This window comes from Blautia hansenii (assembly GCF_013304445.1).
GTDB lineage: Bacteria > Bacillota > Clostridia > Lachnospirales > Lachnospiraceae > Blautia.
Genome location: NZ_JAAITA010000006.1, coordinates 144,265 through 153,684, shown reverse-complemented (window position 1 = coordinate 153,684; position 9,420 = coordinate 144,265). Strand labels below are relative to the sequence as shown.

Here is a 9,420-nt window from a genome sequence, read left to right as displayed (position 1 = left end):
AAAATGTAAAAGAATTTTCGATTCATGTGTTCTACTGTTCAGTTATCAAGGTTCCCGTCGCTTTGACAGCTTTGATATTTTATCATATCTCTTTCAGCTTGTCAAGAACTTTTTTAAAAAGTTTTTTCGGCCATTCAGCTGAGCCGTTCTTTTTTTCGACAGCCATACTAGATTATCACATCTGCATCGCTTTGTCAAGAACTTTTTAAAACTTTTTTATCGACCGAAGTCGCCTTTCAAAGTTTCTCTGTCGCTCACAGCAACTCTTATAGATTATCATATCTTCAGTCGCTTGTCAACAATTATTTAAAACTTTTTTTGTGACAGCAGAGCTGTCAGCGGAGAAAGAGGGATTTGAACCCTCGCGCCGCTATTAACGACCTACTCCCTTTCCAGGGGAGCCCCTTCAGCCTCTTGGGTATTTCTCCATAGCCTGTTTAGAATTTATATTCTCTTTTTTTCGGAAGTAACTCCCGAGCGGAGAGAGTGGGATTCGAACCCACGCGCCCTTGCGGACAAACGGTTTTCAAGACCGCCTCGTTATGACCACTTCGATATCTCTCCGTACCCTCGCTTTGTCAGCGACAGGTAGTATATTACCATGTATTGACAGGATATGTCAAGACTTTTCAAGAATTTTTTTCAAGAATTTTTTCAGCCACCAGAATATCCTCCGGTGTGGTGATTTTCAGGTTTTCATAAGCCCCTTCTACAAGACAAACCGGAACCTTTCCATACCGCTCTACCAGCATGGAATCATCTGTAATTTCTTTCATATCATACTGTCTCGCTTTTTCATGTGCTTCCCGAATAAGGGAATAAGAAAAAACCTGAGGAGTCTGGATTGTCCATACCTGACTTCTCTTCGGAGTATTGGCCACCATTCCGTTTTCATCTGCCAGCTTCACCGTGTCTTTGGAAGGCATACCCGCAATACAGGCATCGTATTTTTCCACGGCCTCTTTGGTCCTCTTTATCATTGCTTCTGTAACAAAGGGTCTGGCCCCATCGTGAATAAATACATAATCACAGTCTTCACAGGCGCAAAGTCCCGCATATACGGAATCATACCTTTCCCGTCCTCCCGCAGCAATCTTTTTCACCTTTTGAAACCCGTATAAGTCTATGATTTCCTTTTTACAGTATTCTATACAATCCTTTCCCGTAACAAGGACAATTTCTTCTATTTCCGGACTCTGCTCAAAAACCGCAAGGCTGTAGTAAAGTACAGGTTTCCCTTTTATCATCAGAAACTGCTTCTGTATGTTGCTGTTCATGCGCTTCCCCTGGCCGGCTGCCAGAACAATGGCTGTACACTTCATCTGCTCTCCCGCCTTTCTCTACCGTTCTCCCAGTTTCAGGTTCGGCACAGCATTCAAATCCCAGCCGTGTCTTGTCCCCTTCTGGTATTCATAATAAGCCGCCACTCCTATCATGGCCGCATTATCCGTGCAGAAAATAGGGGAGGGATGATAAAACTGAATATGGTTCTTCTCACAGGCCTGCTGCATAGCCGTCCGCAGAGTCTGATTGGAGGCAACCCCTCCCGCAATAGCCAGCTTATCAATGTGATAGTCTTTTGCTGCCGCAATGGCATGCTCTACCAATACTTCGACTACGCAGCGCTGGAAAGACGCGGCAACGTCAGCCTCTACCACAGGGATTCCCTGCATTTTGCATTTATTAATATGGTTCAAAACTGCAGATTTCACTCCGCTAAAGCTGAAATCATAGGGTGCGTCCTCTACTTTTGCCTTTGGAAAATTCATGGCATAGGGGTTTCCCTCTTTGGATAAGCGGTCGATTTTCGGTCCTCCCGGATATCCAAGACCAATGGCGCGGGCCACTTTATCAAAAGCTTCTCCCGCTGCATCATCTCTGGTGCGTCCCAGGATTTCAAATTTTCCATAATCTTTTACAATGACTAGATGCGTATGTCCTCCGGATACTACCAGACATAAAAACGGTGGCTCCAAATCCGGATTTTCGATATAATTGGCAGAAATATGTCCCTCTATATGATGCACTCCTACCAAAGGAAGGTCTTTTGCAAAGCTGATAGCTTTGGCTTCTGCTACTCCTACTAAAAGGGCGCCTACAAGCCCAGGCCCGTAAGTCACGCCAATGGCATCTAAATCATCCAGGGTAACGCCTGCCTCTTTCAAAGCTTCTTCAATAACCTGGTTAATCTTTTCGATATGTTTTCTGGAGGCAATTTCCGGTACAACGCCTCCATATAATTTATGCAAATCAATCTGAGAAGAAATAATATTTGATAACACCGTGCGTCCGTTCTTGATAACAGAGGCTGCGGTTTCATCACAGGAACTTTCGATTGCCAGAATCAGTACGTCTTCCTTTTTCATTGCTTTTTATCTCCTTCACCGTCTTCAAACTGTAATTCCACAGACTGTCTGTCCCTTGCCGCAATGGTGTTTGGAAATACCTTTGCCGCTTCCTCCAGAGCCTCCTCCGGCCGCACCAGAGAGGGACTGTAATGGGTCAGCCACATCTGCTTTACCCGGGCTTCTTTTGCCAGACCTGCTGCCTCCTGGAAGGTCATATGTTTATAAGCTTTTGCTTTCTGCTCCTTGTCCTGCTCTCCATACATACCTTCACAAATAAACAAATCTGAACCTGCTGCATGTTCTGCAATAGAAGGCACCGGACGGGTATCTGTAGTGTAAGTCAGCTTGATTCCCTTTCTCTCAGCTCCCAGAACCATATCCGGCGTATAAGTCACACCCTCAAAGGTTACGGTTTCTCCTTTCTGCAGAGGATTCCAGCATTTTAAAGGAATGTTCTGCTCCTTTGCTCTGGCCGGGTCAAATTTACCGCTTCTTTTGATTTCCAGACTGTATCCGTAACAAGTGACATTGTGATTCACCCGAAATGCAGTAATGTGATAACCATTCAGCACAAAAGTTTCCTCCGGCTTTGTCAGCTCTATACACTGAATTTCAAAAGGAAGCTCCGGCGCAATGACACGCAGGGCAGACACTACCCGCACCAGCCCCTTAGGACCAATCAGGGTCAGCGGTTCCGTCCGTTCTGCATTTCCCATGGTCAGCAAAAGTCCCGGCAGTCCGCTGATGTGGTCCGCATGATAATGCGTAAAACAGATTACATCAATGGGCTTAAAACTCCAGCCTTTTTCCTTTACAGCCACCTGTGTTCCTTCTCCGCAGTCAATCATCAGATTGCTTCCGTTATATCTTGTCATCAAAGATGTTAATTTTCTTCTGGGCAGAGGCATCATACCGCCTGTACCCAGCAGGCATACATCCAACATTCTATCTTCCTCGTTTCTATCGGTTTCGTTTCTGTCTGTTTCTTATCATAGCACACATTTTTTTGTGCTACAACAACTCATTTTCCCTTTTCACTTCTACCGGAATCCGAAAAGAGCCAATCCATTTATCGTAACAGCTTTCACACAAATCAAAATCATGAACTTCTCCGTCTTTTTCTGAGAAATAGCCCCACTGTACATGACCGGGGAAAGCCCCTTCCAAAATCATGTCCTTCTGTGTCCGCAGCTGTCTTCCGCAGCAGTTGCAGTAAACTTCCAGAAACTGTGCTTCCATCTGTTTTGTATATTTTTTCATTCTTGTCCTCCAAAGTGTGAAACGTTTTGAGGTTACAAAAAGAGTATAGCGAATCCGGCTGTAAAATCCCAGTGGGAAATAGCTGTAAACTTAGAAAAAGATAGCAGATTTGCTATCTTTTACACATCACCGCTGCGTTCTCCACGGGCGCTTCATAGAAATTTTTTCGTATACCCATTCTGGCAAATCCTGCCTTTTCGTACAATCCAATGGCTTTTTCGTTGCTCTCTCTCACTTCCAGAAAGAAAGAGGCAACCCCTCTCTCCTTTCCCCTCTGTTCCAGGGCAGCTAAAAGAGCCGTTCCGATTTTCCTTCCCCGGTATTCCTGCTTTACACATACATTGGTGATTTCGCCTTCGTCCAGAGCAATCCACATACCGGCATAGCCTGCTGGCTTCCCGTCCTCCCACGCAGTCAGATACAAGGCATGGGAATCTTTTACCGCATCCAGAAAGCTTTTTTCACTCCAGGGTTTGGAAAAATTCTCCGCCTCCATGGCAGCAATCTCCTGCACCTCTTTTTCTGTCATTTCCCGAATTTCAGGCATGTTCTTTTGCCAGGCGTTCCGCCCTTTCCCTTTCCGCCTGGGATACCCGCAGATAGTCCGGCTGATGTTCTGCCGCTGTTTCAGTCTTTCCCCGGGCAAAATACACAGCGCCAAGAGCAGCCACAGCCCCGGCTCTCTGGCGGTTTAAATGAGCAGGCGCAAAACTGTAAGAAACCTGACACTTTTCCTGAATCAATTCTTTAAAAACCGGTACGCCGTCTCCCAGAAAGATTACGTTTTTTCCCAATGCATTTACTTTTTCCAGAAGTTCGTCCATAGGAAGGGCGTCCTGGTCCTGTATGGTTTTCAGCTGATGGTCCTCAAAGGTATAAATCCCTGTATAAACCTGCTTTCTTCTGGCGTCCATCATAGGACAGATAACCGTATCCCGGTCTGTGCCGTAGAGATTATAAGCCAGCGCCTCCACTGTAGGCACACCGATTAAAGGTTTCTGCAAAGCCAGTCCCAGTCCTTTGGCCGTTGCAGAGCCAATGCGAAGTCCGGTAAAAGAACCCGGTCCTGCTGCCACGGCAATGGCATTGATACTCTCCAAATCCAGATTGACTGCCTTCTTAATTTCATCCAACATGGGCAATAACGTCTGGGAATGTGTTTTCTTGTAATTCATGGTATATTCCGCAACCAGTATGTCGTCCTCCACAAGGGCCACAGAGGCCACCAGCCCGGAACTGTCAAGCGCCAGTATTTTCATAATGTCTCCACTCCTTCTATGGTAATTTTCCGGTAGTCAAATCCCTTCTCCGGATTTTTTTCTATGGTAATGGAAATGATATTTTCCGGCAGAAGTTCTTCGATAAGCTCTGCCCATTCAATGAGACAGACGCCCTCTCCGAAGAAATAATCATCATAGCCGATTTCTTCCATCTCTTCAATATCTCCGATACGGTATACATCAAAGTGATAAAACGGCAGCCTTCCGCCCTCGTATTCCTGTATAATGGTAAAAGTAGGGCTGTTGACTGGTTCCGCAATGCCAAGCCCTGCTGCCACGCCCTGGGTGAACACCGTCTTTCCCACTCCCAGGTCTCCATTTAATGTATAAATCTGTCCTGCCGCAGCCTGTCTGCCAAGCTTTTCTCCCAGCAGGAACGTTTCTTTTGCACTGTTTGTTTCTATTATCATGGATAATCCTCTTTTACTTCTTACTTGCTTTCTTTCTGGTTCCATTTGCCTGTTTCAGTATAGCATACAAAATTGTGGCTTGCACCTTTTATTTTTTCCGCTTATAATGTTGGACATAACAATATAGACAAAACAAAAGGAGATTTTACTATGGCAAATCCAGTTGTAACCATTACAATGGCAAACGGCGATGTAATGAAAGCAGAATTATATCCTGAAATCGCCCCAAATACAGTAAATAACTTTATCGGTCTGGTGAAAAGCGGATTCTATGACGGTCTGATTTTCCACAGAGTTATCCGCGGCTTTATGATTCAGGGCGGCTGCCCGGACGGCACAGGCATGGGCGGTCCCGGCTATTCCATCAAAGGAGAATTCGCACAGAACCACTTTGAAAACAATCTGGCACACACACCAGGCGTTCTGTCCATGGCAAGAGCCATGCACCCGGATTCCGCAGGCAGCCAGTTCTTCATTATGCACGAAACTTCTCCGCACCTGGACGGTGCTTACGCTGCATTCGGAAAAGTCATCGAAGGCATGGACGTAGTAAATAAAATTGCGGAAACACGCACAGACTACAGCGACCGTCCCCTGGAGAAGCAGGAAATCGCTTCCATGACTGTAGAAACCTTCGGTGCAGACTATCCGGAACCGGAGAAATGCTAATCATCAAACAGAAGATATTCTCCATCTGAAACAGCAAAATACAGTTCTTTTACTTCTGTGACAGAGGCCCGTGCACTGGTTGCTTCTGTCACAGCTTTTTTTACCCTCTCTGCCTCTGCTGCCGGGACAAGTACCTGCAGCCTCACATCTTCGGCATAAACAGAATCCATAATAGGAATGTCACTCTGTGCAAACAGATACTGCAGTTTTCCCACACCGTTATAATCCGTTCCCACCTCCGTAAGAATGCCGTGGCGCTTTGTAATCACCCGACTGGCTGCCAGTCCCTCCTGTACTGCCTTGGAATAAGCCCGCACCAGACCGCCTGTGCCAAGAAGCGTGCCGCCGAAATACCGGGTCACCACCACAGCGGTATTGTACAGTTCCTCTCCCAGAAGCACGTCCAACATAGGCTTTCCTGCAGTTCCCTGGGGTTCTCCGTCGTCACTGCAGCGCATAGACTCTCGGCGCTCTCCAATCACCCAGGCGGAACAGTTGTGTCTGGCATCCCAGTATTTCTTTTTCATTTCCTCTATAAACAGCATAGCTTCTTCTTCTGTTTTGACCGGACGCACGGTGGCAATAAACCGGGATTTCTTTTCCACGATTTCTCCTGTGCCTCCCTGATAAACGGTTTTATATTGTTCCAGCATAAATTTCCTCATTTCTGATTTCTCTATCTTTATTTCTTTGTATTTTAGCATACTTTCCGCCATACAGGGAACATTTATGAATAAAAAATGAAATTCCCCTGCACAAAGCCAAAGTTTCTTGAATTAGGTTCAGCCATTTGTTATAATGGACGGGAAAAGGAGGCAAACTACATGAATTTTGGAAAACGTGCCGTAAATAAGAAGCGAAATGATTTGTCCTCCCATTCTACCATGATGGGAAAAAAAGCAAACGTTTCTTTTCTGCGTGTCATTTTCATCTCTTTGATAGCCCTGCTGTTCATAGGCGGTGGTGTGGGCGTCGGCGCATTGAAAGGACTCATAGACAATGCACCTGATATTTCAGAAGTCAACATTGTCCCTGTAGGCGAAGCTACCTTTGTCTACGACGCAAACGGAAACCAGCTTCAGAAACTCACCGCCCCCAACTCCAACCGAATGCCGGTCACTATTGACCAGATTCCACTGGATTTACAGCATGCGGTGGTGGCTATTGAAGACGAACGTTTCTATGAACACAATGGTATTGATATACGAGGCATTCTCCGCGCCGGGATTAAAGGTATTGCCAACGGCGGACACTTTACAGAAGGCGCCAGTACCATTACCCAGCAGCTTTTGAAAAACAATGTTTTCACAGGCTGGACCAACGAGTCCGTGGTACAGCGCTTCAAGCGTAAATTCCAGGAACAGTATCTGGCCATTCAGCTGGAAAAACAGGTAAAAGACAAAAACGTTATTCTGGAAAATTATCTGAATACCATCAACCTCGGAAACGGAAACTACGGTGTACAGGCTGCCGCACAGGGTTATTTCGGCAAGAATGTCAGTGATTTGACACTTTCCGAATGTACGGTTATTGCCGGAATCAGTCAGAACCCCACCAAGTTCAATCCGGTGGTATATCCTGAGAAAAATGCTCAGAGAAGAAAAGATGTTCTGGACCACATGCTGGAGCAGGAATACATCACCAAAGCACAGTATGACGAATGTCTGGCCGACAACGTCTATGAGCGGATTCAGAATGTAGAACAGACACAGGAAGAAACAGATAAAACATACAGTTATTTCATTGATGAACTCACCGAACAGGTGGTACGGGATTTGCAGGAACAGCGGGGCTATACAGAAGCCCAGGCTTACACAGCCCTTTACAGCGGCGGCCTGCGTATCTATACCACACAGGACCCATCCATTCAGCAGATTTGTGATGAAGAATATGAAAATCCTGACAATTTCCCGGCAGGCAGCCAGGTAACTCTGGACTATGCCCTTACGGTGAAACACCCCAATGGGGAACAGGAAAATTACAGTAAAGAAATGCTGAAGGAATACTTCATCCAAAATGAAGATTCCAATTTCACGCTGCTTTTCGACAGCGCAGAAAGCGCACAGGCTCATGTGGATACCTATAAAGCATCCATTCTGGCAGACGGAAGCGAAGTAGTCAGTGAAACCATGCATCCGACGCCTCAGCCTCAGTCCTCTATTACCATTATTGACCAGCATACCGGTTATGTAAAGGCCATTGTAGGCGGGCGGGGAGAGAAATCCTCCAGCCTTACCTTAAACCGTGCCACCAACACACTGCGGCAGCCTGGTTCTACCTTTAAACCGCTGGCCGTTTATGCAGCAGCCTTAAACGAAGGCGGTATGACACTGGCAACAACTTTCGAGGACGAGCCTTATACCTATGCCAACGGACAGCCCCTTTACAACTATGACCACCAGTATCACGGAACTGTTTCTATGCGGACAGCCATCATGAAATCCTACAACATTCCCGCTGTACTGGCTATGGAAAAAATCACTCCAAAGGTCGGCGTGGAATATCTGAAAAAATTCGGTTTCACCAGCATCCTGGACGAGCCGAAAGAAATTCCGGAAGGCAGCGGAGACTATTATACCGACGAAAATCTGCCTACTGCCCTTGGTGGTATTACCCAGGGTGTCAGCAATCTGGAACTGACAGCAGCTTACGCAGCCATTGCAAACAACGGAACTTATATTAAACCTGTGTTTTATACCAAGATTCTGGATTCTGACGGAAACGTGGTCATTGACAATACACCGGAAAAAACTACGGTTATCAAGCCAAGCACCGCTTATCTGCTGACCAGCGCCCTGGAAGACGTTGTAAATCAAGGTACAGGTACCAGACTGCAGCTTAGCAACATGCCGGTAGCCGGAAAGACCGGTACCACAGATAACTACAAAAACCTGTGGTTCTCAGGATTTACTCCATACTACACCTGCTCTGTATGGGCCGGATATGATGACAATACCGTGCTTCCTCAGGGAACAGCCCGTACTTATCAGCAGACCCTGTGGAAGAAAATCATGCAGCGTATTCACGCGGATTTGCCGGAAACAGACTTCAAAATGCCCTCCACCGTGGAGAAGGCATCTATCTGTACCGAAACAGGACTGCTGGCAACCTCAAGCTGCAGCTCTGTGACAGAACTCTTTGACACAGAACAGCTTCCGAAAAAATACTGCTCCGGTCATTACCGCCGCAGCTACAGTTCCGAAAGCAGTTCGGAATCCGGATCCGAAGAAAATGATACAACCACGGAAACGCCAACACCGGACAATCCTGTAACCGAACCGGAACAGACACAGCCGGAAACTCCTCCGGCAGACAACCAGACGCCAACGGAAACGCCTCCGACAGACGGAGGTACAGATACACAGCAGCCGGAAACTCCACAGGAAACGCCTCCGGCTGAAACGCCAACAGAATAAAACAGCAAAAAAAGACTGCATAAACGAATGCACATAC

Annotated in this window: 10 protein-coding genes and 2 tRNA genes; 2 read left to right on the top strand and 10 right to left on the bottom strand. The window is 46.5% G+C overall.

All coding sequences use genetic code 11. From position 1 onward, the window contains the following. Positions 1-339: 339 nt before the first annotated feature. The 9 genes from G5A70_RS07140 to tsaE all read right to left on the bottom strand — a co-directional run bounded on the left by G5A70_RS07140 (position 340) and on the right by tsaE (position 5,298). Positions 340-428 (bottom strand) — tRNA-Ser (locus tag G5A70_RS07140). A gap of 50 nt (positions 429-478) precedes the next feature. Next, positions 479-564, bottom strand: a tRNA-Ser gene (locus G5A70_RS07135). 65 nt (positions 565-629) lie between these two features. After that, positions 630-1,322 (bottom strand): 2-C-methyl-D-erythritol 4-phosphate cytidylyltransferase, encoded by a 693-nt coding sequence (ispD, locus tag G5A70_RS07130; RefSeq protein WP_173748975.1) that lies wholly within the window; start codon positions 1,320-1,322, stop codon positions 630-632. 18 nt (positions 1,323-1,340) lie between these two features. Continuing rightward, positions 1,341-2,366 carry a tRNA (adenosine(37)-N6)-threonylcarbamoyltransferase complex transferase subunit TsaD gene (gene tsaD, locus G5A70_RS07125; RefSeq protein ID WP_173748974.1) on the bottom strand — a complete coding sequence of 342 codons (1,026 nt, stop codon included), beginning with the start codon at positions 2,364-2,366 and terminating at the stop codon, positions 1,341-1,343. Further along, a complete protein-coding gene (locus G5A70_RS07120) occupies positions 2,363-3,292 on the bottom strand; it encodes a ribonuclease Z (RefSeq protein WP_173748973.1) in 930 nt (309 codons plus the stop codon). The genes tsaD and G5A70_RS07120 overlap by 4 nt, the downstream gene beginning before the upstream one ends. Positions 3,293-3,359: 67 nt before the next feature. Further along, the gene (locus G5A70_RS07115) at positions 3,360-3,608 is read right to left on the bottom strand and encodes a hypothetical protein (protein ID WP_173748972.1); all 249 of its coding nucleotides are present in this window, start codon (positions 3,606-3,608) and stop codon (positions 3,360-3,362) included. Positions 3,609-3,720: 112 nt separating this feature from the next. Then, positions 3,721-4,137 (bottom strand): ribosomal protein S18-alanine N-acetyltransferase, encoded by a 417-nt coding sequence (gene rimI / locus G5A70_RS07110; protein ID WP_264293465.1) that lies wholly within the window; start codon positions 4,135-4,137, stop codon positions 3,721-3,723. Positions 4,138-4,147: 10 nt separating this feature from the next. Then, positions 4,148-4,867 (bottom strand): tRNA (adenosine(37)-N6)-threonylcarbamoyltransferase complex dimerization subunit type 1 TsaB, encoded by a 720-nt coding sequence (gene tsaB, locus G5A70_RS07105; protein ID WP_173748970.1) that lies wholly within the window; start codon positions 4,865-4,867, stop codon positions 4,148-4,150. Further along, positions 4,864-5,298, bottom strand: coding sequence for a tRNA (adenosine(37)-N6)-threonylcarbamoyltransferase complex ATPase subunit type 1 TsaE (gene tsaE, locus G5A70_RS07100; protein WP_173748969.1), 435 nt, complete (start codon positions 5,296-5,298; stop codon positions 4,864-4,866). Before tsaE ends, tsaB begins: the two co-directional genes overlap by 4 nt. Positions 5,299-5,448: 150 nt before the next feature. On the opposite strand from tsaE, the gene G5A70_RS07095 reads away from it, so the two are divergent. After that, the gene (locus G5A70_RS07095) at positions 5,449-5,967 is read left to right on the top strand and encodes a peptidylprolyl isomerase (protein WP_173748968.1); all 519 of its coding nucleotides are present in this window, start codon (positions 5,449-5,451) and stop codon (positions 5,965-5,967) included. Here the strand turns inward: G5A70_RS07095 and G5A70_RS07090 are convergent. Next, positions 5,964-6,620 carry a YigZ family protein gene (locus G5A70_RS07090; RefSeq protein WP_173748967.1) on the bottom strand — a complete coding sequence of 219 codons (657 nt, stop codon included), beginning with the start codon at positions 6,618-6,620 and terminating at the stop codon, positions 5,964-5,966. The genes G5A70_RS07095 and G5A70_RS07090 overlap by 4 nt on opposite strands. 171 nt (positions 6,621-6,791) lie before the next feature. Between G5A70_RS07090 and G5A70_RS07085 the strand changes: the two genes are divergently transcribed. Further along, a complete protein-coding gene (locus G5A70_RS07085) occupies positions 6,792-9,383 on the top strand; it encodes a transglycosylase domain-containing protein (RefSeq protein WP_173748966.1) in 2,592 nt (863 codons plus the stop codon). The last annotated feature ends 37 nt before the right edge of the window (positions 9,384-9,420 follow it).